Here is a 25,371-nt window from a genome sequence, read left to right as displayed (position 1 = left end):
CCCCAGGGGGTGTGGCGGGGATCTCTTGACCGGTTCTTGAAAGAGGCGTGGGCGTCGCCGACAGCCCTCAGAGGCGTCCGCTCAGGCCTCGGGCGCCGCCGGCCGCAGTTCGCGCACGGACAGCACGTCCATCCGCGCCGGCGTGCCGAGCACCGCGGCGCCGCAGCTCTCCGGGCGGGGCGGCAGGGACGCCTCCTGGGCCACGGCCACCCGCCAGCGGCGGCCGTCGGCGTGCCCGACGGTGACCTCCCAGCGCAGGGCCTCCCCTTCGGCCGGCACGGCCTGCGTCCGTACGACGCTCAGCACACCCATCCGGTACTCGCCCGCCACCGACCGCACGGCCAGCTCGGCCGCCTGGCCGGGCCGTTCCCAGGCGGAGCAGCCACGGCACCCCTCGACCACCACACGCCCCTCCTGGACGCCGTGCAGCGCCTCCTTGACGGTGTGCGCCTCGGCGCGGCCGTAGGCGTAGCCGTACGGCAGGACGAGCACGGTCGGCGAGAAGCGATGTCCACCCAGATGGGTGACCTCCCAGACGCCGCGCACGCCGGAGGCGGCCAGCTCGGTGGCGAGCGGGCGGCCCAGGAGGGCGCAGCAGCGGTCCCGCTTGCCGTTGGTGCACACGAGCGCGAGCGGGTCGCCGCGGTGCGGCCGCCCGTCGAGCGCCTCGCCGAAGGAGCGGTGGTCGCCGGCTCCGAGGGCGGCGAAGTCCAGGCCGAGCAGCCGCCGGGGGTCGCGAGTGGTGGCGCTGTGCAGCCATATGCGGCCCGGCACGGTGTGGGCGGCGTACACCTGCCGGACGGCGGGCCGGCCGGGATCCGCGTGGCGCCCGGGGCGGCGGATCAGCGCGATGCGGACGCCGGTTCCCTCCGCGGCCGTCTCCAGGGCCCGGCCCAGCGCGGGGTCCAGGTGGCTCGAAGTGAGCGCCTTGGCGCCCCACGGGCCGGGCTGTTCCAGCAGCAGCCACGTCGTGGCCGTGGCCGCCGTGCCGGAAACCGGCTCGTCGAGGCTCCGGGAGACGGTCGTGCACCTACTCACACAGGTGAGCCTAACCTGACGGCCCCTGGGGCGACTTCCGGCCGCATGCGAGTCCTACTCCGGGCGGGTTCCCGGGCCGGTCTCCTCGGGGAGCGGCTGCGGAGGGCGAGTGCCGACGTAATGGCCCACCGGCCGCATCCGCAGCGGCCGTTCGCCGTACTCCTCCAGGGCGTGGGCGATCCAGCCCGCCGTCCGGGCGACGGCGAAGATCGTCTCGCCGGCCGTGGCGGGCATGCCGCTGGATGCGGTGAACACCGCCAGGGCCAGGTCCACGTTGGCGTGCAGCGGGGTGTGCCGGGCGGTGGTGGCGACGATGTCCCGCGCGGCGAGCAGGGCGGACTCCGCGTGCGGGACCTCCTCCAGCAGGCTGAACAGCACGCGCGCGCGGGGATCCTCGCCGGTGTACAGCCGGTGGCCGAGCCCGGGGACACGTCGTCCCGCGCGCAGTTCCTCGGCGATCACGGGAACGGCCGTGCCCTGTTCGAGCACGTCGAGCAGCATGCGGTGGGCGTTGCCGCTCGCGGCGCCGTGCAGCGGGCCCTCCAGGACGCCGAGGCCGGCCGAGACGGCCGCGTAGGCGTGCGCGCGGGCGGAGGCGGCGACCCGCACCGCGAGCGTGGAGGCGGCCAGGTCGTGGTCGGCGAGCAGGGCGAGGGCGGTGTCCAGCACACGCAGGGACGCCTCGTCGGCGGGCCGTCCGGTCAGCCGGCTCCACAGCCGGCGGGCGAGCGGCCCGTCGTCCTCGGGGGCGTACACGACCGGTGGCAGCGCGACGACGAGCGTGGGGATCAGGATCCGCGCGGTGTTCAGCACCGCCTCCTCGGACAGGTCGAAGCGCAGCGGGTCCTCGGCCGCAGCGGCGACGGCCGCCACGCGCAGCCGGTCGGTGGGGGAGGCGTGCTCGGACAGGGCGTTCACCGCGCGGCGCGCGATCTCGACGGTGGGCCCGGGTGCGGAAAAGGTGACGCCCGGGGTGAGCCGGCCCGTCCACAGCCACTCCGCGACCTCCTCGTAGGAGTGCCGGAGGGCCAGCTCGACGGCGTCCACGCCGCGGAAGTAGTACCGGTCCTGCTCGATCAGGGTGATGCGGGTCCGCACGGAGAGGTCACCGCCGGAGCCCGGAGTTCCGGCCGCCTCGCGGCGGTGCCGGCGGGCGAGGGCCTCCACCTCCTTCGCCTCGAAGGTGCTGGCACGCCCGCCGGGCTCGCGCCTGCTGCTGAGCAGGCCCCGGCTCACGTACGCGTACACCGTCTCCGGCTTCACGCCGAGCAGTTCGGCGGTCTCCTTGGTGGTCAGCCTGCGCCCGGGACGACCGGGAGCGGGTTCGTGATCGCGCATGGGGGTCACCGTAGCCGCCTCTGTACACCTTGATCCGAGCAGATTGATTCGATCAACGTTGACAAGAAACAAGTCAAGCATGGACAGTCGGATCAAGTTTCAGGGAGGAGAACCATGGCCATCAACACGACCGCAGCCCCGCTCATGGACGCACCGCGCGGTCTCGCAGGCGTCGTCGTCGCCGAGACCGAGATAGGCGACGTCCGCGGGCGCGAGGGCTTTTACCACTACCGGCAGTACTCGGCCGTCGAACTCGCGCAGACCCGCGGCTTCGAAGACGTCTGGCATCTCCTCGTGCACGGCGTGCTCCCGGACGCCGGGCGCCGCGCCGCCTTCACCGCCGAGACCGCGGCGCTGCGGCGGCTGCCCGAGGAGGTCACCGCGGCGCTGCCCGCGATCGCCGCGGCGAGCCGTGTCTCCGGCCCGCTGTCGGGGCTGCGCACGGCCCTGTCCCTGCTCGGCTCGGCCCGGGGGCTGCGACCGGTGTACGACATCGACGCCGGCCGGCGCCGCGCCGACACCGTGGCCGTCTGCGCGGCCGTGCCCACGCTGCTCACCGCGCTGTACCGGCTCGGGCAGGGCCTCGAACCGGTCGAGCCGCGCTCCGACCTCCCCCATGCGGCCAACTACCTGTACATGCTCACGGGCGAGGAGCCCGAGCCGCGGCGCGCGCGTGCGGTCGAGCAATATCTGATCTCCACCATTGATCATGGATTCAATGCGTCAACCTTCACCGCTCGCGTCATCGCCTCCACCGGCGCGGACGTCGCGGCCTGCCTGACCGGAGCGGTGGGCGCCCTGTCCGGGCCGCTGCACGGAGGCGCGCCCAGCCGCGCCCTGGACACCCTGGACGCCATCGGCACGCCGGAGCGGATCGACCCGTGGATCCGCGAACGGGTGCTCGCCGGTGACCGGATCATGGGATTCGGGCACGCCGTCTACCGCACCGAGGACCCGCGTTCGCGGATGCTGCGGGAGATCGCCCAGAGCTTCGGCGGTCCGCGCGTGGACTTCGCGGTGGAGGTCGAGCGCCGGGTCGAGGCGATCCTCGCCGAACTGAAGCCCGGCCGTGAACTGCACACCAACGTCGAGTTCTACGCCGGCGTGGTCATGGAACTCTGCGGCCTGCCCCGGGAGATGTTCACCCCCACCTTCGCCGCGGCGCGGGTGGTGGGCTGGAGCGCCAACATCCTGGAACAGGCGGCCGATTCGAAGATCATCCGGCCGGTGGCGCGGTACGTGGGCCCGACCCCGCCGGTCCCGGTGCCGGCCGCCGGCTGACCAGCCCGCCTCACCTCCGCCGCCCGCCGGCTGACCAGGCCCGACCCACCTGTGCTGGCCGCCGGCCGACACACCCGCCCCACGGGCCCCTCCTATCCTGGACCGGCAGCCGGTCCACACACAGAGAGAGGTCACCCGTTGGGGAACAGCAGCGGCCCGCAGATCCCGGTCGTCGTACTCGCGGGATTCCTGGGCTCCGGGAAGACCACGCTCCTCAACCACCTCCTGCACCGCAGCGGCGGCAGCCGTATCGGGGCGATCGTCAACGACTTCGGCGCCATCGAGATCGACGCGATGGCCGTCGCGGGCGCCCTCGGCGACTCGACCGTCTCGCTCGGCAACGGCTGCCTGTGCTGCGCGGTCGACGCGAGCGAACTCGACGGCTACCTGGACCGGCTCGCCGACCCGGCCACCGGCATCGACGTGATCGTCATTGAGGCCAGCGGGCTCGCCGAGCCGCAGGAGCTGGTCCGGATGGTGCTGGCCTGCGAGAACCCCGGAGTGGTCTACGGCGGGCTCGTCGAGGTCGTGGACGCCGCCGAGTTCGACGACACCCGGGCCCGGCATCCCGAGGTCGACCGGCATCTCGCCCTCGCCGACCTGGTCGTGGTCAACAAGCTCGACCGGGCCGCCGACGGCGACCGCGTGCTCGCTCTCGTGCGGTCCCTCGCGGACGGCGCCGCCGTGGTCCCCGCCACCTACGGCCGGATCGACCCGGAGTTCCTCTTCGACTGTCGGCCGAGCGAGGAGCGGATCGGCCAGCTCTCCTTCGACGATCTGCACGACCACGGCGCGGACGAGCACGCCGGCCACCTGCACACCGGCTACGACAGCCTGTCCTTCGCCTCCGACGTGCCGATGGAGCCGCGCCGCCTCATGCGGTTCCTGGACAGCCGGCCCGAGGGGCTGTACCGGATCAAGGGGTACGTCGACTTCGGGCCGTACGACACCCGCAACCGGTACGCGGTGCACGCCGTCGGCCGGTTCCTGCGCTTCTACCCCGAGCCCTGGCCCGCGGCCGGCGCACGCCGCACCCAGCTCGTGCTGATCGGCTCCGGTATCGACACCGAGGCCCTCGGCCAGGAGCTCAAGGGGTGCGAGAACGACGCCCCACACGCCGACGAGCACGGCATGTGGGGCGTCCTGCGCTATGTCCAGGGCACCGAGGAGGACCCCGGCGCCGAGGTCCGCTAGAGCACCGGCCCGGCGACCACGGCCACCGTCTTCGGCAGCGACGTGCCCGAGCCGTCGCGGCGCGGGTCCAGCTCCGGCAGCTCCGCCGGGGTGCCGTTCTTCTGCGCCGCGCGCGCGGGAGCGGCGCCCGCCCAGGCCAGCGACAGGCAGTCCTCGCCCTTCAGGAACCGCTGGCAGCGCACACCGCCCGTGGCCCGGCCCTTGCGCGGGAACTGGTCGAACGGCGTCAGCTTGGCCGTGGTCTGCACCGAGTCGTCCAGCGTGCCGCGCGAGCCCGCCACCGTGAACACCACCGCGTCGCCCGCCGGGTCGACGGCCGTGAAGGAGATGACCTTCGCGCCCTCGGCGAGCTTGATGCCCGCGATACCGCCGGCCGGGCGGCCCTGCGGGCGCACGGCCGACGCCTGGAAACGCAGCAGTTGCGCGTCGTCGGTGATGAAGACGAGGTCCTCCTCGCCCGTGCGCAGCTCCACCGCGCCGACGATCCGGTCGCCCTCCTTGAGGGTGATGACCTCCAACTCGTCCTTGTTGGAGGGGTAGTCGGGCACCACGCGCTTGACGACGCCCTGCTCGGTGCCGAGCGCGATGCCCGGCGACGACTCGTCCAGCGTGGTCAGGCAGACCACCGTCTCGTCGTCCTCCAGGGAGACGAACTCCGCCAGCGGCGCCCCTCCGGAGAGGTTCGGCGCCGCCGCGGTCTCCGGCAGCTGCGGCAGGTCGACCACGTTGATCCGCAGCAGCCGGCCCGCCGAGGTCACGGCGCCGATCTCGCCGCGCGCGGTGGCCGGCACCGCCGAGACGATCACGTCGTGCTTGACCCGCTTGGCGCCCGCCTGGTCCGGGAACGGCTCGGCGGTCGCCGTACGGGCCAGCAGGCCCGTCGAGGACAGCAGCACCCGGCACGGGTCGTCGGCCACCTGCAGCGGCACCGCGGCCGCCGGAGTGGCCGCGGACTCCAGCAGGACCGTACGCCGGTCGGTGCCGAACTTCTTCGCCACGGCGGCCAGTTCGGACGAGACCAGCTTGCGCAGCTCCGCGTCGGAGTCCAGGATCCGGGTCAGCTCCGCGATCTCCGCGGTGAGCTTGTCCCGCTCCGCCTCCAGCTCGATGCGGTCGTACTTGGTGAGCCGGCGCAGCGGCGTGTCGAGGATGTACTGCGTCTGCACCTCGCTCAGCGAGAACCGCCGCATCAGGCGCTCCTTGGCCTGCGCGGAGTTCTCACTGGACCGGATCAGCCGGATGACCTCGTCGATGTCGACCAGCGCGGTCAGCAGGCCCTCGACCAGGTGCAGCCGGTCCCGCTTCTTGCCGCGGCGGAACTCGCTGCGGCGCCGGACCACGTCGAAGCGGTGGTCGAGGTAGACCTCCAGCAGCTCCTTCAGGCCCAGGGTGAGCGGCTGGCCGTCCACCAGGGCGACGTTGTTGATGCCGAAGGACTCCTCCATGGGGGTCAGCTTGTACAGCTGTTCCAGGATCGCCTCCGGCACGAAGCCGTTCTTGATCTCGATGACCAGGCGCAGGCCGTGCTCGCGGTCGGTGAGGTCCTTGACGTCGGCGATGCCCTGGACCTTCTTGCTGTTGACCAGGTCCTTGATCTTCGCGATGACCTTCTCGGGGCCGACCGCGAACGGCAGTTCCGTGACCACCAGGCCCTTGCGGCGGGCCGTGACCGGCTCGATCGAGACCGTCGCGCGCATCTTGAAGGTGCCGCGGCCCGTCGCGTACGCGTCCCGGATGCCGTCCAGGCCGACGATCCTGCCGCCGGTGGGCAGGTCCGGGCCCGGGACGTGCTTCATCAGCGCGTCCAGGTCCGCGTTCGGGTGCTTGATCAGATGGCGGGCGGCGGCGATGACCTCGCGCAGATTGTGCGGCGGCATGTTCGTCGCCATGCCCACCGCGATGCCCGAGGAGCCGTTGACCAGCAGGTTCGGGAAGGCGGCGGGCAGCGCCACCGGCTCCTGCTCCTGGCCGTCGTAGTTCGGGGCGAAGTCGACCGTGTCCTCGTCGATCGACTCGGTCATCAGGCTCGTCGCCTCGGCCATCCGGCACTCGGTGTACCGCATGGCGGCCGGCGGGTCGTCGTTGCCCAGCGAGCCGAAGTTGCCGTGGCCGTCGACGAGCGGCACCCGCATGGAGAACGGCTGGGCCATGCGCACCAGCGCGTCGTAGATCGACGCGTCGCCGTGCGGGTGCAGCTTGCCCATGACCTCGCCGACGACACGCGCACACTTCACATAGCCGCGGTCGGGGCGCAGGCCCATCTCGTTCATCTGGTACACGATCCGCCGGTGCACCGGCTTGAGGCCGTCACGGGCGTCCGGCAGGGCGCGCGAGTAGATGACCGAGTACGCGTACTCGAGGTAGGAGCCACGCATCTCGTCCACGACGTCGATGTCGAGGATCTTCTCCTCGTAGGCGTCGTCGGGCGGCGGGGTCTTCGTACTGCGGCGGGCCATCGCTGCCGGCTCCTTGCTCAAAGGATTGACGGTTCTGACGCGGACCATTGTGGACCGAGGCACTGACAACCCGTGCCACGACCCGTCCCGGCGGCTTCCCAGGGCCTGCGGGCGGGTCCGCAGCAGGCTACGGGATCCGCTGTGGGCGTACGTCCCGCCAGAACGTCGCCGAGGTCCCGCGCGCTTTGCATACAGTGGCAGGAACGGCAGGAAAACCGCGGTTTTCACAACCGCCTCCGCTCGCGAAGGGACGCACATGCCCATGGGTCACACGACCACAGCCGAGGCAGGCTCCGGGGGCCTGACAGCGACCGAGCACCGCCTGGCCAACGGTCTGCGCGTGGTGCTCTCCGAGGACCACCTGACCCCGGTGGCGGCGGTCTGCCTCTGGTACGACGTCGGCTCCCGCCACGAGGTCAGGGGACGCACCGGCCTGGCTCACCTCTTCGAGCACCTGATGTTCCAGGGATCGGCGCAGGTCAAGGGCAACGGCCACTTCGAGCTCGTGCAGGGCGCCGGCGGCTCGCTCAACGGCACCACCAGCTTCGAGCGCACCAACTACTTCGAGACCATGCCCGCCCACCAGCTCGAGCTCGCCCTGTGGCTGGAGGCCGACCGCATGGGCTCGCTGCTGGCCGCCCTGGACGAGGAGTCCATGGAGAACCAGCGGGACGTGGTCAAGAACGAGCGCCGCCAGCGCTACGACAACGTGCCCTACGGCACCGCCTTCGAGAAGCTGACCGCCCTGTCGTACCCGGAGGGCCACCCCTACCACCACACGCCGATCGGCTCCATGGCGGACCTGGACGCGGCCACCCTGGAGGACGCCCGCCAGTTCTTCCGCACCTACTACGCGCCGAACAACGCGGTGCTCTCCGTGGTCGGCGACATCGACCCCCAGCAGACCCTCGCCTGGATCGAGAAGTACTTCGGGTCGATCCCGTCCCACGACGGCAAGCCGGCCCCCCGCGACGGTTCCCTGCCGGACATCATCGGCGAGCAGAAGCGCGAGGTCGTCGTCGAGGAGGTCCCGGCGCGCGCCCTGATGGCCGCCTACCGCCTCCCGCACGACGGCACGCGCGCGTGCGACGCCGCCGACCTCGCCCTGACCGTCCTCGGCGGCGGCGAGTCCTCCCGCCTGTACAACCGGCTGGTCCGCCGCGACCGTACGGCCGTCACCGCCGGCTTCGGCCTGCTGCGGCTGGCCGGCGCGCCCTCCATGGGCTGGCTGGACGTGAAGACCTCCGGTGACGTCGAGGTGCCGGTCATCGAGGCCGCCATCGACGAGGAGCTGGCGCGGTTCGCCGAGGAGGGCCCCACGCCCGAGGAAATGGAGCGCGCCCAGGCCCAGTTGGAGCGCGAGTGGCTGGACCGGCTCGGCACGGTCGCCGGCCGCGCCGACGAACTGTGCCGCTACGCCGTCCTGTTCGGCGACCCGCAGCTCGCCCTCACCGCCGTCAAGCGCGTCCTGGAGGTGACCCCCCAGGAGGTCCAGGAGATCGCCAAGGCCCGCCTGCGCCCGGACAACCGTGCCGTCCTGGTGTACGAGCCGAAGGCCCCCGAGGAGGTCCCGGACGCGGGCGTCCCCGAGGACCCGGAGCAGGAAGCGACCGTAGAGGCCGGTAACGAGAACGAGGAGACGGCCAAGTGACCGAGCTCGCCACCATGGACTTCCACCCCCAGCCGCAGCCCGGCGAGGCCAGGCCGTGGGCGTTCCCGGCCCCCGAGCGCTCGGCTCTGGACAACGGCCTGACCGTGCTGCGCTGCCACCGGCCCGGCCAGCAGGTCGTCGCCGTCGAGGTGCTGCTGGACGCGCCCCTGGACGCCGAGCCGGCCGGCCTGGACGGCGTCGCCACGATCATGGCGCGGGCGTTCTCCGAAGGCACCGACAAGCACTCCGCCGAGGAGTTCGCCGCCGAGCTGGAGCGCGCGGGCGCCACCCTGGACTCGCACGCCGACCACCCCGGCGTCCGGCTCAGCCTGGAGGTCCCGGCCTCCCGCCTGCCCAAGGGGCTCGGCCTGCTCGCCGACGCCCTGCGCGCGCCCGCCTTCGCCGAGAGCGAGGTCGAGCGGCTGGTCCGCAACCGCCTGGACGAGATCCCGCACGAGCTGGCCAACCCCTCCCGCCGGGCCGCCAAGGAGCTGTCCAAGGAGCTGTTCCCGGCGGCTTCCCGCATGTCGCGCCCCCGCCAGGGCACCGAGGAGACCGTCGAGAAGATCGACGCCGGCGCCGTACGCGCCTTCTACGACCGGCATGTACGCCCCGCCACGGCCACCGCGGTCGTGGTCGGCGACCTCACCGGCGTCGACCTCGACGCGCTGCTCGCCGACACCCTGGGCGCCTGGACCGGCACCCCGGGCGAGCCGCGGCCCGTGCCGCCGGTGACCGCCGACGACACCGGGCGCGTGGTCATCGTGGACCGGCCCGGTGCCGTCCAGACGCAGCTGCTCATCGGCCGGATCGGGCCCGACCGGCACGACCGGGTGTGGCCCGCCCAGGTGCTCGGCACCTACTGCCTCGGCGGCACCCTCACCTCCCGCCTGGACCGCGTGCTGCGCGAGGAGAAGGGCTACACCTACGGGGTGCGCGCCTTCGGCCAGGTCCTTCGGTCCGCGCCGGACGGCACGGGCGCGTCGATGCTCGCCATCAGCGGCTCCGTGGACACCCCCAACACCGGCCCGGCGCTGGACGACCTGTGGAAGGTGCTGCGCACCCTCGCGGCGGAGGGCCTGACCGACGCCGAGCGGGACGTGGCGGTGCAGAACCTGGTCGGGGTCGCGCCGCTGAAGTACGAGACCGCGGCGGCCGTCGCGAGCACGCTGGCCGACCAGGTCGAGCAGCACCTGCCCGACGACTTCCAGGCGACGCTGTATCAGCGGCTCGCGGCGACGGGCACCGTGGAGGCCACGGCCGCCGTCGTGAACGCCTTCCCGGTGGACCGCCTGGTGACCGTCCTGGTCGGCGACGCGTCGCAGATCAAGGCGCCAGTGGAGGCGCTCGGCATCGGCGAAGTGAGCGTCGTGGCGGCCGAGTAGCGGCCACGCGCGCGTGGGGCTCCGACGGTCTGTGGACCGTCGGAGCCCCACGCTGTTCCACTCGCTTCCTCAGATGCCCGATTTGGGGCGGAGGTTGCCTGTCTGCCCTGTGGGATGCGCTACAAAGACCCGGATCCGTTTGGGATTCGAAAGGGGGTTTTCGTAGCGTCGTCCGGGCTGTCCGCCGGCAGTGCGCCGCACCCGCGGCACCGGACAGCCATCGCCGAGTCCCCGTACGGCGCGAGCCAGGGGAGCCGGGGACCCACGTCCCTGGGGTGAATCGGGCGCCCGCGCGAGCCGCGAGGGAGCCCGTAGGAGACCTTCCTGCTCCGAACCCGTCAGCTAACCCGGTAGGCGAGAGGGAAGGAAAGGACCAGCCACTCCATGGCGTTCATGTGCGCCACCGGGAAGCACCGCAAGCCCGGCCGGGTCAAGCGCACCACCGCTCAGGCGGCCGGCGTCGCTGCCCTCACCACCACCGGTGTCATCGGCACCCTCGCCGCCTCCCCGGCGCTCGCCGCCGAGAACACCGTGGCGCAGACCGGCCTCACCCCGGTCCTCGCCGTCAGCGACGACGTGGCCGAGCACATCGACGCGCAGGCCGCCGCGCAGAAGCGGGCCGCCGAGCAGAAGGCGGCCGAGGAGGCAGCGGCCAGGAAGGCCGCGCAGGAGCGCGAGGCCCGGGAGCGCGCGGCGCGCGAGGCCGAGCGCAAGCGCCTGCTGAACACCTTCGTCGCCCCGATCGCGAACTCCTACGTCTCCACCGGCTACAAGGCCAGCAGCTCCCTGTGGTCCTCCGGCTCGCACACCGGCATCGACTTCCACGCGGCGAGCGGCACGCCCGTCCACGCGGTCGGCGCCGGCACCGTCGTCTCCACCGGCTGGGGCGGCGCGTACGGCAACCAGATCGTGATCAGGGTGGCCGACGGCATGTACACCCAGTACGGCCACCTGTCGTCCATCGGCGTCTCCGTGGGCCAGCGCGTCGTCCCGGGCCAGCAGATCGGCCTGTCCGGCGCGACCGGCAACACCACCGGCCCGCACCTGCACTTCGAGGCCCGTACGACCCCGGACTACGGCTCCGACGTCGACCCCGTCGCCTACCTCCGCAAGCACGGCGTGAACGTCTGACACCGCGGCGCGCGGCGCACGAGGCCCCGGCTCACCGAGCCGGGGCTTTCGCCGTTTTCCCGCCGGCTCCCTCCGGTGGCGCTGACCAAAAAATATCCCATGCTTCCGGCCTGCCGTCGGAAATTCCGGCTCCTTGGAATAGAGTCACGGAACAGGCGTCCATCGTCGGCGTTTCACGGGGATTAAGGTGGAGGTCGGTCATGCGTATTCCGGCGCATTCGGTGTGCACGGCGATCCGGGACGACATCATCGCCGGCGTCCACGAGCGCGGCGGCCGCCTCACCGAGGAAGTCCTGGCCCGCCGCTACGGCGTCTCGCGCGTCCCCGTCCGGGAGGCCCTGCGCACCCTGGAGGCCGAGGGGTTCGTGGTGACGCGCCGGCACGCGGGCGCGTGCGTGGCCGAGCCGACCGAGCAGGAGGCCGCCGACCTGCTGGAGATGCGGACGCTCCTGGAGCCACTCGGGGCCGCGCGGGCCGCCCAGCGGCGCACCGAGGCCCACCTGAAGGTGCTGCGCGGCCTGGTCAGGCTGGGCCAGGAGCGGGCCAGGAGGGGCAACAGCGAGGATCTGCGCTCGCTGGGCGGCTGGTTCCACGAGACGCTCGCCCAGGCCTGCGGCAGCCCCTCGCTGACCGCGACGCTCACCCAGCTCCGGCACAAGATCGCCTGGATGTACGCCGTGGAGGCGCCGGGCAGCCCGGTGGACGCCTGGGCGGAGCACGGCGCCATCGTCGACGCGGTGGCGCGCGGGGACGGCGAACGCGCGCGGGCGCTCACGGCGCTGCACACCGAGCGCACGACGGCCGCGCACCGGCTGCGTGTTCCCAGGGCCGCCGAGCGTGTGAGGACTTCGCAACACGCCGTAAACATCTCGGGCCTGCGGCATTAACACGGACGCCGTATACAAAGAAGAGGAATTCGATGGCGGTGTATTTCCGCTGCCCGAATTCAAGTGTGGGCGCAATGAGCCCGGAAAAGGGCGGAGCCGCGCCGCCCCGGAAAGGGCGACGCGGCTTCCGATTGCCGGCGCGCTGGTTCAGACCGTCTCGGGCAGTTCCTCGAGGCCCTCGGAGACCAGCTTGGCCAGGCGGTCCAGAGCGGCGTCCGCGCCCTCGGCGTCGGAGGCCAGGATGATCTCCTCGCCGCCCTGGGCGCCCAGGCCCAGGACACCCAGCATGGAGGCCGCGTTGACGGGGGTGCCGTCAGCCTTGGCGATCGTCACCGGGACGCCTGCGGCCGCGGCGGCTCGGACGAAGATGGAGGCGGGGCGGGCGTGGAGGCCCTCGGCCCAGCCGACGTTGACGCGGCGCTCAGCCATGTGTTGCTGCCCTTCAGTGTTCAGGGTTGTCTAGACCAGTTTCCCATATCGTGAAGCATGCCCGGATCGGACCTGTGTCCTCCCCGGGCACTGCCGGACCGCGGCCTCGATCCGACGTGCCGTCCTCCACAGCCTGCCCCGCGCCGTTGTCGGACGCGAGCCGTACTCTGGGGCCCATGCAGACCTCGGCGGACCGGAAGGACCGGCACCAGTATCCCGCCCACTGGGAGGCGGACGTGGTGCTGCGCGACGGTGGCACCGCACGCATCAGGCCCATCACCGTTGATGACGCCGACCGCCTGGTCAGCTTCTACGAGCAGGTCTCGGACGAGTCGAAGTACTACCGCTTCTTCGCGCCGTACCCCAGGCTCTCCGCCAAGGACGTCCACCGCTTCACGCACCACGACTTTGTGGACCGGGTGGGACTCGCGGCCACCGTCGGCGGCGAGTTCATCGCCACCGTACGCTATGACCGCGTCGGCGAGAACGGCATGCCCGCCGCCGCACCCGCCGACGAGGCCGAAGTCGCCTTCCTCGTGCAGGACGCCCACCAGGGCCGCGGGGTCGCCTCCGCCCTGCTGGAGCACATCGCCGCGGTCGCCCGCGAGCGCGGCATCCGCCGCTTCACCGCCGAGGTGCTGCCCGCCAACACCAAGATGATCAAGGTGTTCACGGACGCCGGCTACACCCAGAAGCGCAGCTTCGAGGACGGCGTGGTCCGCCTGGAGTTCGATCTCGAACCCACCGACCGCTCCCTCGCCGTGCAGCGCGCGCGTGAACAGCGCGCCGAGGCCCGCTCGGTACGGCGGCTGCTCAGGCCCGGCTCCGTCGCCGTCGTCGGCGTCGGCCGCGCGCCGGGCGGAGTCGGCCGCAGCGTCCTCGGCAACATCAGGGACGCCGGCTACGGCGGCCGGCTGTACGCAGTGAACAAGGCCTTCCCCGAGGACCTCGCCGAGGTCGACGGGGTGCCGGCGTACCGGTGCGTGCGCGACATCGGCGAGCACGTGGACCTGGCCGTGGTCGCCGTACCCGCCGAGCACGTGCCCGCCGTGGTCGCCGAGTGCGGTGAACACGGGGTGCAGGGGCTCGTCGTCCTCTCCGCCGGATACGCCGAGAGCGGGCCCGAGGGGCGCGAGCGGCAGCGGGCGCTCGTCCGGCAGGCGCGCGCGTACGGCATGCGGATCATCGGGCCCAACGCCTTCGGGATCATCAACACCGCGGCGGACGTCCGGCTGAACGCCTCCCTCGCCCCGGAGCTGCCGCGCCCCGGCCGCATCGGCATGTTCGCCCAGTCCGGCGCCATCGGGATCGCCCTGCTGTCCCGGCTGCACCGGCGCGGCGGCGGGGTCACCGGGGTCACCGGCGTGTCCACCTTCGTCTCCGCCGGCAACCGCGCGGACGTCTCCGGCAACGACGTCCTGCAGTACTGGTACGACGACCCCGAGACCGACGTCGTCCTCATGTACCTGGAGTCCATCGGCAACCCGCGCAAGTTCACCCGCCTCGCGCGGCGGACGGCGGCGTCCAAACCCCTGGTCGTGGTGCAGGGGGTCGGCTCCGCGCCCCAGGGCCACGCGGTACGGGCCACCCGGCTGCCGCCCGACACCGTCGCCGCGCTGCTGCGGCAGGCCGGCGTGATCCGGGTCGACACGATCACCGAGCTGGTCGACACCGGGCTGCTGCTCGCCCGGCAGCCGCTGCCGGCTGGGCCGAGGGTGGCGATCCTCGGCAACTCCGAGTCGCTGGGCGTGCTGGCGTACGACCGGTGTCTGGCCGAGGGACTGCGGCCGTCGCGTCCGCTGGACCTGACGACCGGGGCGACGGCGGAGGACTTCCACCGGGCGCTGGCGCGGGCCTTGGCGGACGACACGAACGACGCCGTCGTCGTCACGGCGATCCCGGCGATCGGGGAGGCGTCGCCGGGGGACGCGGAGCTGGCCCAGGCGCTGCGGTCGGCTGCGGCGGCGGTGCCGGGCAAGCCGGTGCTGGTGGTGCACGTCGAGCTGGGCGGGCTCGCGGAGGCGCTGTCGGCCGCGGCCAGCACCGCACCGCAGGCCGTCGAGCCGGCACCCGCTGCGGACGGCGGTGCTCCCCCTCCCCGTCGCCCCGCGGGACGACCGCCCACCGCGGCCGCGGAGACCGGCGCGCCCCCCGCACCCGGCACCCCTGCGGAGGGCACGCGGCTCATCCCCGCCTACCCCGCCGCCGAACGCGCCGTGCGGGCGTTGGCCGAGGCCGTCAAGTACGGACAGTGGCGGCGGGAGGCCATGGACCCCGGCAAGGTGCCCGAGTACGACGACATCGACGAGAAGGGGGCTGCGCGGCTGATCGGCCAGCTGCTCGCGCGGGGCGAAGGGCTCACCGTCTCCGACGAGGAGACCTGCGAACTGCTCGGCAAGTACGGCATCCGGGTGCGCCGCGCCCTGCCCGCACCCACCCCCGACGCCGCCGCCGAAGCCGCCCGCACCCTCGGCTATCCGGTGGCCCTCAAGGCCACCGCCCCGCACCTCAGGCACCGCGCCGACCTCGGGGGCGTACGCCTCGACCTGGCGGACGAGGAGCAACTGCGTCGCGCGTACGCCGAGTTGACCGATCTGTTCGGGAAGCCCGAGGAGCTGCGGCCGGTGGTGCAGAGCATGGCACCGCGCGGCGTCGACACCGTCGTACGGGCCGTGATCGACCCGGCGGCCGGGGCCGTGCTGTCCTTCGGACTCGCCGGAGCCGCCTCCCAGCTGCTCGGCGACATGGCGCACCGGCTCATCCCGGTCACCGACCGGGAGGCGGCCTCGCTGGTGCGCTCGATCCGCACGGCGCCGCTGCTGTTCGGCTGGCGCGGCTCCACGCCCGTCGACACCCCGGCGCTGGAGGAGCTGCTGCTGCGGGTGTCCCGGCTGGTCGACGATCACCCGGAGGTGGTCGCCGTCACCCTGGAGCCGGTCGTCGTCGCCCCGCACGGCGCCGGCGTCCTCGGCGCCACGCTGCGGCTCGCGCCGCCGCCCGCCCGCGACGACCTCGGCCCGCGCACGATGCCGGCCTACTGAGCGGGAGAGGGGGACCGCATGGAGATCGCCGGCCGCGAGCTGCCCGAGGGCAGTCGGTGGGACTGGGAGGCGACCGGCTGGGACGCGGGGGAGCTGCGGCTCGCCGCCGGGTACGACCTCACGTACCACCACGGCCTGGAGGCCGGCTTCGCCGGCCCGCTCCTCGTGTCCTGCCCGTCCGCCTTCCAGGACCCCGTCTTCCGCGCGCCCCCCGCCGAGGAGACGGCACGGCTCGTGCGCGCCCTCGGCGAGGCGCCGGCCCTCGCGGTCGCGTTCGAAGCGGACGCCGGCGGCCCCGACCCCGTCTCCTGCCTGATCGCCGCCGAGCGGCTGGAGGTCCGCCGGACGGGCGTTCGCCGGCCTCCACGCGCGCGTGCGCAGGCCGCCCCCGGTCCGCGCGACTGGCCCGGACCGCCCTTGCCCACGGATTAGGATGGACGCCATGGCCAAGACCAGTACGACGACCCAGGGGCTGCGCGCGGCGATCGAGCGCAGCGGCTACTACCCGGCCCTCGTGGCCGAGGCGGTGGAGGCCGCTGTGGGCGGCGAGCCCATCCGGTCGTACCTGGTCCACCAGGAGACCACCTTCGACCAGAACGAGGTGCGCCGGCACGTGACCGTGCTGGTGCTCACCGGCAACCGCTTCATCGTCAGCCACACCGACGAGCAGGCCGCCGACAGCACCTCCCCGACGCCGTACGCCACCACCTCCACCGAGTCGGTGAAGCTGGAGCGGATCTCCTCCGTCGTGGTCAGCCGCGTCGTCGCGAACCCGGAGCAGTACACCCCGGGCACCCTGCCCCGCGAGGTCGTGCTGACCATCGGCTGGGGCGCGGTCAACCGCATCGACCTGGAGCCCGCCGCCTGCGGCGACCCCAACTGCGACGCCGACCACGGCTACACGGGCAACTCCACGGCCGACGACCTCAGCCTGCGCGTCAGCGAGGCCGGGGACGGCCCGGAGACGGTGCGCGAGGCGCTCGCCTTCGCCCAGGCCATCTCGGAGGCGACCGCGGACATCACCCGCTGATGTCCCAGCTCTCCGCCTGGGACCACCCGGAACCGCTCGCCCTGGACACCGCGCCGCTGCCCGAGTACGGCAGCGGCTCCCTCGCCGACCTGCTGCCCACCGTGGCCGCCGGCATGGGCGTCCCCGGCATGACCGCCACGATCCCCGAACTGACCGCCGCCGACCGGGTCTGCGTCCTGCTGATAGACGGCCTCGGCTGGGAGCAGCTGCGGGCGCACGCCGACGAGGCCCCGTTCCTGACCTCGCTGCTCGGCACCTCACGCGGCGGCACCGGCCGCCCGATCACCGCCGGCTACCCGGCGACCACCGCGGTCTCCCTCGCCTCCGTCGGCACCGGCCTGCCCCCCGGCCTGCACGGCCTGCCCGGCTACACCGTGCGCAACCCGGCCACCGGCGAGCTGATGAACCAGCTCCGCTGGCAGCCGTACACCGATCCGCACGCCTGGCAGCCCTACCCCACCGTCTTCGAGCTGGCCCAGGCGGCCGGGGTGCACGCCGCCCAGGTGACCTCGCCGATCTTCGAGCACACGCCGCTGACCAAGATCGCGCTCAGCGGCGGCAGCTTCCACGGCCGGCTCAGCGGCGAGGAGCGCATGGACCTCGCGGCGGAGCAACTGGCCGCCGGGGACCGCTCGCTGGTCTACACGTACTACTCCGAGCTGGACGGCGCCGGGCACCGCTACGGCGTCGCCTCCGACACCTGGCGCGGCCAGCTGATGTACGTCGACCGGCTCGCCCAGCGCCTCGCCGAGCAACTGCCGCCGCGCAGCGCGCTGTACGTCACCGCCGACCACGGCATGGTCGACGTCCCCTTCGACGACGAGCACCGCATCGACTTCGACGCGGACTGGGAGCTGCGCGCCGGGGTCGCCCTGCTGGGCGGAGAGGGCCGGGCGCGGCACGTGTACGCGGTGCCGGGCGCCGAGGACGACGTGCTGACCGTGTGGCGCGAGGTACTCGGTGAGCAGTTCTGGGTGGCGTCGCGGGACGAGGCGATCGCGGCGGGATGGTTCGGGCCGCGCATCGACGAGCGGGTGTACGCACGGCTCGGGGACGTGGTCGCGGCCGCGCACGACGACGTCCTGATCATCGCGTCGGAACGGGAGCCGAAGGAGTCGGCGCTGGTCGGCAACCACGGCTCGATGACGCCCGCCGAGCAGCTGGTCCCGCTGCTCGAAGTACGCTCCTGACGCTCCCTGTCCCGACTGTTCGCCGAAAGGTGCTCGACTCCTCATGCCCGAGCTGGTGTTCTTCTCCGGAACGATGGACTGCGGGAAGTCGACGCTGGCTCTGCAGATCGAGCACAACCGCTCCGCGCGCGGCCTCGTCGGCATGATCTTCACCCGCAACGACCGCGCGGGCGAGGGCAAGCTGTCCTCCCGGCTCGGCCTGGTCACCGACGCGGTGGAGGTCGCCGACGACCAGGATCTGTACGCCTACCTCGTGGACCATCTCTCGCAGGGCCGCCGGGCCGACTACGTGATCGCGGACGAGGCCCAGTTCCTCGCGCCGGAGCAGGTCGACCAGCTCGCGCGCGTGGTGGACGATCTCGGCCTGGACGTGTACGCGTTCGGGATCACCACCGACTTCCGCTCCAAGCTCTTCCCCGGCTCGCAGCGGCTGGTGGAGCTGGCCGACCGCATCGAGGTGCTCCAGGTGGAGGCGCTGTGCTGGTGCGGCGCCCGCGCCACGCACAACGCCCGCACGATAGGCGGCGAGATGGTGGTCGAGGGCGCGCAGGTGGTCGTCGGGGACGTCAACCAGGCGGCGGGCGAAGTCGGCTACGAGGTGCTGTGCCGCCGCCACCACCGCCGCCGCATGACCGCCGCGACGGCCCGCGCGGCGGCCCTGTCCCCGGACGTCCTGCCGGTCTCCCCGCGCTGAGCCGGTCCTCTCCCGGACCACCCCGCCCCCGCCCCAGGCCGACGCCGCCTGGCCCCGGCCGTCTCCCACCCGCCCTGGCCCCGCGCGCATCCGTCCGCGACGGGCCATCTGCCGGGCCACGCGCGTGCGTCCGGGGGAGTTGTCGCCCGGGTGTCTGCCGGGCAGCCCTGGGGCCTCGTGTGTCCGTCCGGGGGAGTTGGTCGCGCGAGGCGTCCGCCGGGCTGCCCTTTCGCCCGGGGTGTCTGCCGGGCCGCCCTGGTGCCGCGCGCGTCCGTCCCGGGCCGGTGCCGACCGGGCTCGCCCAGGACGGGGGAGATCTCGGGACGGGGGCGACCCGGGCCCGGGGAACGGCCGTAACCCGGCCGGCCCGCGGAGCGGTCAGCGGTCAGTGGGGGTTCTCGACCACCGAGAACTCCGCGCCCTCCGGGTCCGCCACCGTGGCCACGCGGCCGTGGGGGCTGTCGTGCGGCTGCCGGACGATCCGGCCGCCCAGGTCGGCGACCTGCCGTACCGCCGCGTCCGCGTCGGCCACCTCGAAGTACGTCTGCCAGTGCGATCCGCGGTCGCGGGGCAGCGCGTGGCCGACGCCGTGGAGACCGGCGACCGGGCGGCCGCCGAGGTGGAGCGTCACATAGTCGAAGCCGGCCGAGACCACCGGCTCCTGCTCGTAACCGAACACCGTCGTGTAGAACTTGGCGACGCTCTCCGTCTCGAAGGTCACCAGCTCGTTCCACGCGGGCGTGCCCGGCACTCCCGTGATCGCGGTGCCGAGGTGCGCGGCGCACTGCCAGATCCCGAACACCGCCCCGGAGGGGTCGGCGGCGATGGCCATCCGCCCGGCCTCCGCGGCGTCCAGCGGCCCGACCGCCACCGTGCCCCCGCACTCCCGTACCGTGTCGGCCGTCAGATCCACGTCGTCCGAGGCGAGATACGGCGTCCAGGCGATCGGCAGCCGGCGGTCCGGCGGCAGCTGGCCCATGCCCGCCACCTCGTGGTCGTCCAGCAGCGCCCGCACATACGGGCCGAGCTGCTGCGGGCCGGGCCGGAACTCCCAGCCGAACAGCTCTCCGTAGAACTCCTCGGTGGCGGCCAGCCCGTGCGCCATCAGGCTCACCCAGCAGGGCGTGCCGGGTGCGCGCCCCGCGTGCGGGCCGGCCGGCTCCCGTGCCTCGGTCATCGATCTCTCTCTCCCCGGCCCCTCGCGGTGGCCGTGTCGCTTCCGCCCCCGCAAGGGGGTCCACGCCGGCGTCGGTCACGCCCGTGCAGGTGCCCGCATCCTCCCCGTCGCGGGCGGGCCGTGGCGCGCCGCTGCTCGGCGACACCCCCGGGAGGATGCCCGGTCTGCCGTCTTCGCCGCTTCCTGACGATGGCCGGCGGGTGTCCGCCGGGTGTACAGCACGTGCTCGATCCCGTACGCCACGTGATCGAGCGTGTCCGGCCGAGCAGAGTAGCCGGACCTGGACGCCGCGGCCACCCCTGGCGTATGCATGGCGCCATGACAGCCATCATCACCGCAACCGATCTCGCGCATGAGCTGGCCGGGGACCGTCCTCCGGTACTGCTGGACGTGCGCTGGCAGCTGAGCCTGGCGAAGGCGGCGGGCGCGCCGGCCTTCGACGGGCGCGCCGAGTACGCCGCCGGGCACATCCCGGGCGCGGTCTTCGTCGACCTGGACCGGGAGTTGGCCGGCGAGCCGGGGCAGAACGGCCGGCATCCGCTGCCGGACCTCGAGGAGTTCGGCGCCGCGATGCGCCGCGCGGGCGTCTCGGCCGGCCGTCCGGTGGTCGTGTACGACGGCGGCCAGGGCTGGGCGGCGGCGCGCGCCTGGTGGCTGCTGCGCTGGACGGGTCACCCGGACGTGCGGGTTCTGGACGGCGGGTTGCCGTCCTGGCAGGGCGAACTGTCCACCGAGGAGCCGGAACCGGCCGAGGGCGACTTCCGGCCCGAGCCGGCCGCCTCCGGGCTGCTGGACGCGGACGGCGCCGCCGCCCTGGCCCGCTCGGGGGTGCTGCTGGACGCGCGCGCGGGGGAGCGCTACCGCGGCGAGGTGGAGCCGGTCGACCGGGTCGGCGGGCACATCCCGGGCGCGGTGTCGGCGCCGACCACGGAGAACGTGGGAGCCGACGGCCGCTTCCTGCCGGCGGACGAACTGCGGGACCGCTTCAAGGCCCTGGGCGTGTCCGGGGACGCCGAAGTGGGCGTGTACTGCGGCTCGGGCGTCTCCGCCGCCCACGAGGTGCTGGCGCTCGCCGTGGCGGGCATTCCGGCGGCCCTGTACGTCGGTTCGTGGTCCGAGTGGTCCTCCGACCCGGACCGCCCGGTGGCGGTGGGCGCGGATCCCCAGTAGCGGCGCTCCGGGCACACCGTACGAAAAAGGGTTCCCGCACGTGTGCAGCCGGAAGTGGGGGCACGCATGCGTGCCCCCACTTTCCGTTGCCGTACGGCCGGTTACTCCTGCTTCTTGCGGCGCGTGCCGAAGACGATCTCGTCCCAGCTCGGTACGGCGGCGCGGCGGCCGGGTCGGACGCCGTCGGCCTCGGCCTGGCGGTCGGTGGCGCCGATGAGCCGGTCCCGGTGGCTGCCTACGGAGCGGGGCATGAGGACGTCCGCGTAGGCCGAACCGGCCGAGGCGGCGGGGGCCGGCGGCTCCTCGGCGACCGGCTCGGCGTCGGGCTCCTCCGGCGTCTCCGCCGGGCGCTCCGGGACGACCAGGTCGCCCCGGAAGCTCGGTACCGCCTCCAGCAGGCTGGTCAGCGAGTCGCGTTCGCCCGTGCTCTCCTCCGCGGGCTCGGACGGCTGCGCGGGCAGACTCGGCCGCTCCCGGTCGCCCCGGTCGAGCGCGCGGTCCATCGAACGCTCGCGTGGCAGGCGGGCGATGCGCGGCACGAACGGGAAGCTCGGCTCGGGTACGGCGAGGTCGTCGGACTCGCCGATGAGTGAGCGCGCCTCGTCGTCCACGGCCTGCACGAGCCGCCGGGGCGGGTCGTACGTCCAGCTCGCCGAGTGCGGTTCGCCCGCGACCCGGTAGACGAGGAGCACCTCCCAGGTGCCGTCGTCGCGGCGCCAGGAGTCCCACTGCACGGTGTCCTTCTCGGCGCCGCGCAGCAGCAGCCGCTCCTGCACGGCCTCGCCGAGCAGCGGGCCGGAGTTCTCACCGGGGCGGCGGACCGGCGTCTTGCGGGCGCGCTCGGCCATGAAGGCGCGCTCGGCGAGCACGGGGCCCTCGAAGCGCCGTACCCGGTCCACGGGGATGCCGGCGAGCTGCGCGACCTCTTCCGCGGTGGCACCGGCGCGTATACGCGCCTGGATGTCACGGGGGCGCAGATGGCTCTCGACCTCGATCTCGATCTGGCCGAGGCGGGGCCGGTCGCCGCGCACGGCGGCGCGCAGCCGTTCGTCGATCGGAAGGGTGTACTCCGTTGCGTCGGCAGCCTTCAGCACCAGCCGTGTGCCGTCATTCGAGACGGCCACGACACGCAGTTCGGGCATGGGGACCTCCCGGGTGGTGCCTGCCGACGTCACGTGCGTCGCTGCTTCCGCTAGTCGAGTGTGGCCTGCCCGGGTGCAGCCTGCCACAACCTTGCCGAGTTGCCCGGCGTGTCGGGCAAGGGCCCTGGGTCGCCGTTATGGCACGGTTACCTGTTCGCAACGCTAAGTGACCAAATCCGTCACCCTGTGCAACCAGCCCCCCTCCCGGCGGTCCTGCAAGGCCGCGGACACCCTGGTGGGAGACCGGACCCAGGGCTCGCAACAGTACTCCATTTGGACCATGTGCGTGGATGGGCGCGCCGCCCAACTTCTGGCAACGCTTGCGACTTGGCCGCCGGCAACCGGTTTCGCGGATCACGAACGTGGTGAACTTCACGCAATCCCCGGAAACGGAACCAATGCTTTCCGGTACGGCAAGTTCCAGGTATGCGTGAAATGCCCGTTGTGGCGCCTACGACCCCAGAACCCTCCGCAAGTAGGCGTTCTGGAACAGCCGTTCCGGGTCGAGCCGGTCCCTGAGCGCCGTGAACTCGCCGAAGCGCGGGTACACGCGTGCGAAGTACTCGGCGTCCCGGGTGTGCACCTTGCCCCAGTGCGGCCGGCCTTCATGAGCGGTGAAGATGCGCTCGGCGGCGGTGAAGTAGGCCTGGTACGGCGTGCCCCGGAACATGTGGACGGCGATGTAGGCGCTGTCCCGGCCGGAGGCGGTGGACAGGGTGATGTCGTCGGCCGGGGCGGTGCGCACCTCGACGGGGAAGCCGACCCGCAGCCCCGAGCGGTCGACCATGGCCTTCAGTTCGCGCAGCGTGTCCACGAGGGCCGCGCGCGGGACGGCGTACTCCATCTCCACGAAACGCACCCGGCGCGGCGAGGTGAAGACCTTGTAGGGAATGTCCGTGTACGTCCGCGCGGACAGGGCCCTGCTGGAGATCCGCGCGATGGCCGGGACGGTGGCGGGGGCGGCGCGGCCCACCCACTGGGCCACCTGGAAGACGCCGTTGGAGAGGAACTCGTCCTCGAACCAGCCGGCCAGCTGCCCCACGGGCTGCTCGGGACCGGCGCTGCGGTTGTTCCGCTTGGTGTTGGTGTTGCCGGTGTGCGGGAACCAGTAGAACTCGAAGTGCTCGTTCTCCGCCCACAGTTGATCGAACTCGGCGAGGACCCGGTCGAGAGGCATCGGCTCCTCGCGGGCGGTGAGCAGGAAGAGCGGCTCCACCGCGAAGGTGATCGCGGTGACGATCCCGAGGGCGCCGAGGCCTATGCGGGCCGCCGCGAAGACCTCCGGGTTCTCCTTCTCGGAGCAGGTGAGCACCGAGCCGTCCGCCGTGACGAGTTCAAGCCCCTTGATCTGGGCGGCGATCGACGCCGACTCGCGGCCCGTGCCGTGCGTGCCGGTGCTGGTGGCGCCCGAGACGGTCTGCTCCATGATGTCGCCCATGTTGGTGAGCGACAGACCCTCGCGCGCCAGTGCCGCGTTGAGTCTCTTGAGCGGCGTGCCGGCCTCGACCGTGACCGTCATGGCCTCGCGATCAATCTTGCGGATGCCCGTCAACAGTTGAGGGCGTATCAACACACCGTCGGTCGCCGCGATCGACGTGAAGGAGTGACCGGTGCCGACCGCCTTCACCTTCAGGCCGTCCTCGGCGGCCCGGCGCACCGCCGCGGCCAGCTCCGCCACCGACGCGGGCGCGACCTGCCGGGCGGGCCGGGCCGACACGTTGCCGCCCCAGTTACGCCAGGTGCCGTTCTTCCCGCTCGCTGTGCTGCTCAACGGTGCCTCCCCGACCCGAGGCCGGCCTGCGCAGCCGGCGGTACCCGAGGAAACCGACCGCGACCGCGACGGCCCCGGACACGGCCGGGACCCCGTACCCCGCCCGCGCTCCGGCCGCGTCGATCACCGAGCCGGCCACGGACGAACCGAGCGCCACACCGACCGCGAGGCCGGTGCTCACCCAGGTCATGCCCTCGGTGAGCTGCGCGCGAGGTACGTGCTCTTCGATGAGGGACATCGTCGTGATCATCGTCGGCGCGATGGACAGGCCCGCAACGAACAGCGCCACGGCCAGAAGCGGCAGGTTTCCGACCAGTAGGAGGGGGATCATACTCACGGCCATCGCCGCCACGCCCAGCAGCCAGCGGCGTTCCGGCGCCCCGGCGAGCCGCAGCAGTCCGAAGACCACCCCGGCGACGCAGGAACCGGCCGCGTACAGCGCGAGGACCACGCTCGCGGCGCCCTTGTGGCCGCGCTCGTCGGCGAAGGCGACGGTGACGACGTCCACCGACCCGAAGATCGCGCCGGTCGCCGCGAAGGTCGCCACCAGCACCTGGAGCCCGGCCGAGCGCAGGGCCGTACCGCCGCCGAAGCGCTCGCGCGGGTGCGGCTCGGGCTCGGTGGCGCGCTGGGCGGTGAGCCAGAAGACGCCGGCGGCCAGGAAGCAGGCGGCGAGCAGCGGCCCGGCCTCCGGGAACCAGGCCGTCGACAGCCCGATCGAGACGATCGGCCCGAAGATGAAGCAGACCTCGTCGACGACCGACTCGAACGAGTACGCGGTGTGCAGCTTCTCGGTGCCCCGGTACAGCGCCGCCCAGCGGGCCCGGATCATCGCGCCGAGGCTCGGCACCGAGCCGATCCCGGCGGCGCAGGCGAACAGCACCCAGTCCGGCCCCGTCAGATGCGCGGCGAGCAGCAGGCCGGCCGCAGCGGCGAGGGCCACCAGGGTGGCGGGGCGCAGCACCCGGCGCTGCCCGTGCCGGTCGACCAGCCGGGAGATCTGCGGCCCGATCACCGCGGCGGACAGCGCGATGGTGGCCGACAGCGCGCCCGCGAGCCCGTACCGCCCGGTCAGCTGGGAGACCATCGTGACCACGCCGATGCCCATCATCGACAGCGGCATCCGGCCGAGGAATCCCGCGGCGGAGAACGCCTTGGTGCCGGGTTCGGCGAACAGGGCTCTGTAGGGGCTGGGCACGGGGTCTCCGAAGCGGCTCGGTAAGGCGCGAATGCGGCTGATACAGCTTACGAGTAAGGGGACCCTAATCGCACCCGGTTTTGCCTGCCGCCCTCTGCCGGGAAAATCGCCATGAACCGGTTGGAACCCGACTCGTCACCCGGCCGTTCCCCGGCTGTCGGTGCCGGG

Annotated in this window: 20 protein-coding genes and 1 riboswitch; of the genes, 12 read left to right on the top strand and 8 right to left on the bottom strand. The window is 73.0% G+C overall.

Annotation, left to right across the window (positions count from 1 at the left end):
* Positions 1-81: 81 nt before the first annotated feature.
* Positions 82-1,038 carry a sucrase ferredoxin gene (locus tag OG956_RS08705; RefSeq protein ID WP_330337377.1) on the bottom strand — a complete coding sequence of 319 codons (957 nt, stop codon included), beginning with the start codon at positions 1,036-1,038 and terminating at the stop codon, positions 82-84.
* Between the two features lie 54 nt (positions 1,039-1,092).
* Positions 1,093-2,376 carry a citrate synthase gene (locus tag OG956_RS08700; protein WP_330337376.1) on the bottom strand — a complete coding sequence of 428 codons (1,284 nt, stop codon included), beginning with the start codon at positions 2,374-2,376 and terminating at the stop codon, positions 1,093-1,095.
* Positions 2,377-2,490: 114 nt separating this feature from the next.
* Between OG956_RS08700 and OG956_RS08695 the strand changes: the two genes are divergently transcribed.
* Together OG956_RS08695 and OG956_RS08690 are read left to right on the top strand one after the other, a co-directional pair.
* On the top strand, positions 2,491-3,657 hold the full coding sequence (locus OG956_RS08695) for a citrate synthase/methylcitrate synthase (protein ID WP_330337375.1): 1,167 nt from the start codon (positions 2,491-2,493) through the stop codon (positions 3,655-3,657).
* A gap of 138 nt (positions 3,658-3,795) precedes the next feature.
* The gene (locus OG956_RS08690) at positions 3,796-4,851 is read left to right on the top strand and encodes a CobW family GTP-binding protein (RefSeq protein WP_330337374.1); all 1,056 of its coding nucleotides are present in this window, start codon (positions 3,796-3,798) and stop codon (positions 4,849-4,851) included.
* Here the strand turns inward: OG956_RS08690 and OG956_RS08685 are convergent.
* Positions 4,848-7,307: a DNA gyrase/topoisomerase IV subunit A gene (locus OG956_RS08685; protein ID WP_330337373.1), complete on the bottom strand. Its 2,460-nt coding sequence runs from the start codon at positions 7,305-7,307 to the stop codon at positions 4,848-4,850. The two genes, OG956_RS08690 and OG956_RS08685, sit on opposite strands and share 4 nt — an antisense overlap.
* A gap of 256 nt (positions 7,308-7,563) precedes the next feature.
* Here OG956_RS08685 and OG956_RS08680 point away from each other — a divergent pair, with 256 nt between their 5' ends.
* From OG956_RS08680 to OG956_RS08665, 4 genes are all read left to right on the top strand, one after another.
* Positions 7,564-8,958, top strand: coding sequence for a M16 family metallopeptidase (locus tag OG956_RS08680; RefSeq protein WP_330337372.1), 1,395 nt, complete (start codon positions 7,564-7,566; stop codon positions 8,956-8,958).
* Positions 8,955-10,343, top strand: coding sequence for a M16 family metallopeptidase (locus OG956_RS08675; protein ID WP_330337371.1), 1,389 nt, complete (start codon positions 8,955-8,957; stop codon positions 10,341-10,343). The genes OG956_RS08680 and OG956_RS08675 overlap by 4 nt, the downstream gene beginning before the upstream one ends.
* 211 nt (positions 10,344-10,554) lie before the next feature.
* Positions 10,555-10,715: riboswitch (cyclic di-AMP (ydaO/yuaA leader) on the top strand.
* Positions 10,716-10,727: 12 nt separating this feature from the next.
* On the top strand, positions 10,728-11,474 hold the full coding sequence (locus OG956_RS08670; RefSeq protein WP_330337370.1) for a M23 family metallopeptidase: 747 nt from the start codon (positions 10,728-10,730) through the stop codon (positions 11,472-11,474).
* 200 nt (positions 11,475-11,674) lie between these two features.
* Positions 11,675-12,361 carry a GntR family transcriptional regulator gene (locus OG956_RS08665; RefSeq protein WP_330337369.1) on the top strand — a complete coding sequence of 229 codons (687 nt, stop codon included), beginning with the start codon at positions 11,675-11,677 and terminating at the stop codon, positions 12,359-12,361.
* Between the two features lie 147 nt (positions 12,362-12,508).
* Here OG956_RS08665 and OG956_RS08660 read toward each other — a convergent pair whose 3' ends face one another.
* Complete coding sequence (locus OG956_RS08660) at positions 12,509-12,790, bottom strand: HPr family phosphocarrier protein (RefSeq protein WP_330337368.1); 282 nt, start codon at positions 12,788-12,790, stop codon at positions 12,509-12,511.
* 176 nt (positions 12,791-12,966) lie between these two features.
* Here OG956_RS08660 and OG956_RS08655 point away from each other — a divergent pair, with 176 nt between their 5' ends.
* From OG956_RS08655 to OG956_RS08635, 5 genes are read left to right on the top strand one after another with little or no spacing between them, the layout of a single operon-like run.
* The gene (locus OG956_RS08655; RefSeq protein WP_330337367.1) at positions 12,967-15,831 is read left to right on the top strand and encodes a bifunctional acetate--CoA ligase family protein/GNAT family N-acetyltransferase; all 2,865 of its coding nucleotides are present in this window, start codon (positions 12,967-12,969) and stop codon (positions 15,829-15,831) included.
* Positions 15,832-15,849: 18 nt separating this feature from the next.
* Entirely contained in the window at positions 15,850-16,263 is a 414-nt protein-coding gene (locus tag OG956_RS08650; RefSeq protein ID WP_330337366.1) for a hypothetical protein, read from the top strand.
* Between the two features lies 1 nt (position 16,264).
* Positions 16,265-16,861, top strand: coding sequence for a DUF5998 family protein (locus OG956_RS08645; RefSeq protein WP_330337365.1), 597 nt, complete (start codon positions 16,265-16,267; stop codon positions 16,859-16,861).
* A complete protein-coding gene (locus OG956_RS08640; protein WP_330337364.1) occupies positions 16,861-18,051 on the top strand; it encodes an alkaline phosphatase family protein in 1,191 nt (396 codons plus the stop codon). The genes OG956_RS08645 and OG956_RS08640 overlap by 1 nt, the downstream gene beginning before the upstream one ends.
* Positions 18,052-18,094: 43 nt before the next feature.
* On the top strand, positions 18,095-18,745 hold the full coding sequence (locus tag OG956_RS08635) for a thymidine kinase (protein ID WP_330337363.1): 651 nt from the start codon (positions 18,095-18,097) through the stop codon (positions 18,743-18,745).
* 385 nt (positions 18,746-19,130) lie between these two features.
* Here OG956_RS08635 and OG956_RS08630 read toward each other — a convergent pair whose 3' ends face one another.
* Positions 19,131-19,922, bottom strand: a complete 792-nt coding sequence (locus OG956_RS08630; RefSeq protein WP_330337362.1) for a VOC family protein — start codon at positions 19,920-19,922, stop codon at positions 19,131-19,133.
* 318 nt (positions 19,923-20,240) lie between these two features.
* Here OG956_RS08630 and OG956_RS08625 point away from each other — a divergent pair, with 318 nt between their 5' ends.
* Positions 20,241-21,092, top strand: a complete 852-nt coding sequence (locus tag OG956_RS08625; protein WP_330337361.1) for a sulfurtransferase — start codon at positions 20,241-20,243, stop codon at positions 21,090-21,092.
* 101 nt (positions 21,093-21,193) lie between these two features.
* Here OG956_RS08625 and sepH read toward each other — a convergent pair whose 3' ends face one another.
* From sepH to OG956_RS08610, 3 genes are all read right to left on the bottom strand, one after another.
* Positions 21,194-22,234, bottom strand: a complete 1,041-nt coding sequence (sepH, locus tag OG956_RS08620) for a septation protein SepH (RefSeq protein WP_330337360.1) — start codon at positions 22,232-22,234, stop codon at positions 21,194-21,196.
* A gap of 451 nt (positions 22,235-22,685) precedes the next feature.
* On the bottom strand, positions 22,686-24,005 hold the full coding sequence (locus OG956_RS08615) for a D-arabinono-1,4-lactone oxidase (protein WP_330337359.1): 1,320 nt from the start codon (positions 24,003-24,005) through the stop codon (positions 22,686-22,688).
* Entirely contained in the window at positions 23,965-25,203 is a 1,239-nt protein-coding gene (locus tag OG956_RS08610; RefSeq protein ID WP_330337358.1) for an MFS transporter, read from the bottom strand. The genes OG956_RS08615 and OG956_RS08610 overlap by 41 nt, the downstream gene beginning before the upstream one ends.
* Positions 25,204-25,371: the final 168 nt, after the last annotated feature.

Source organism: Streptomyces sp. NBC_00557, from assembly GCF_036345995.1.
In the GTDB taxonomy this organism is placed as follows: Bacteria; Actinomycetota; Actinomycetes; order Streptomycetales; family Streptomycetaceae; genus Streptomyces.
Note: the sequence above shows the minus strand (reverse complement) of the source record. Positions and strands in the feature narration are given on the sequence as shown.

Bases quoted from the DNA above. Each gene is read 5' to 3' on its own strand.
- OG956_RS08665 (WP_330337369.1), top strand. From the start codon at position 11,675: ATGCGTATTCCGGCGCATTCGGTGTGCACGGCGATCCGGGACGACATC.
- OG956_RS08700 (WP_330337376.1), bottom strand. From the start codon at position 2,376: ATGCGCGATCACGAACCCGCTCCCGGTCGTCCCGGGCGCAGGCTGACC.
- OG956_RS08650 (WP_330337366.1), top strand. From the start codon at position 15,850: ATGGAGATCGCCGGCCGCGAGCTGCCCGAGGGCAGTCGGTGGGACTGG.
- OG956_RS08645 (WP_330337365.1), top strand. From the start codon at position 16,265: ATGGACGCCATGGCCAAGACCAGTACGACGACCCAGGGGCTGCGCGCG.
- OG956_RS08695 (WP_330337375.1), top strand. From the start codon at position 2,491: ATGGCCATCAACACGACCGCAGCCCCGCTCATGGACGCACCGCGCGGT.
- sepH (WP_330337360.1), bottom strand. From the start codon at position 22,234: ATGCCCGAACTGCGTGTCGTGGCCGTCTCGAATGACGGCACACGGCTG.
- OG956_RS08630 (WP_330337362.1), bottom strand. From the start codon at position 19,922: ATGACCGAGGCACGGGAGCCGGCCGGCCCGCACGCGGGGCGCGCACCC.
- OG956_RS08625 (WP_330337361.1), top strand. From the start codon at position 20,241: ATGACAGCCATCATCACCGCAACCGATCTCGCGCATGAGCTGGCCGGG.
- OG956_RS08685 (WP_330337373.1), bottom strand. From the start codon at position 7,307: ATGGCCCGCCGCAGTACGAAGACCCCGCCGCCCGACGACGCCTACGAG.
- OG956_RS08655 (WP_330337367.1), top strand. From the start codon at position 12,967: ATGCAGACCTCGGCGGACCGGAAGGACCGGCACCAGTATCCCGCCCAC.
- OG956_RS08640 (WP_330337364.1), top strand. From the start codon at position 16,861: ATGTCCCAGCTCTCCGCCTGGGACCACCCGGAACCGCTCGCCCTGGAC.
- OG956_RS08670 (WP_330337370.1), top strand. From the start codon at position 10,728: ATGGCGTTCATGTGCGCCACCGGGAAGCACCGCAAGCCCGGCCGGGTC.
- OG956_RS08660 (WP_330337368.1), bottom strand. From the start codon at position 12,790: ATGGCTGAGCGCCGCGTCAACGTCGGCTGGGCCGAGGGCCTCCACGCC.
- OG956_RS08635 (WP_330337363.1), top strand. From the start codon at position 18,095: ATGCCCGAGCTGGTGTTCTTCTCCGGAACGATGGACTGCGGGAAGTCG.
- OG956_RS08680 (WP_330337372.1), top strand. From the start codon at position 7,564: ATGCCCATGGGTCACACGACCACAGCCGAGGCAGGCTCCGGGGGCCTG.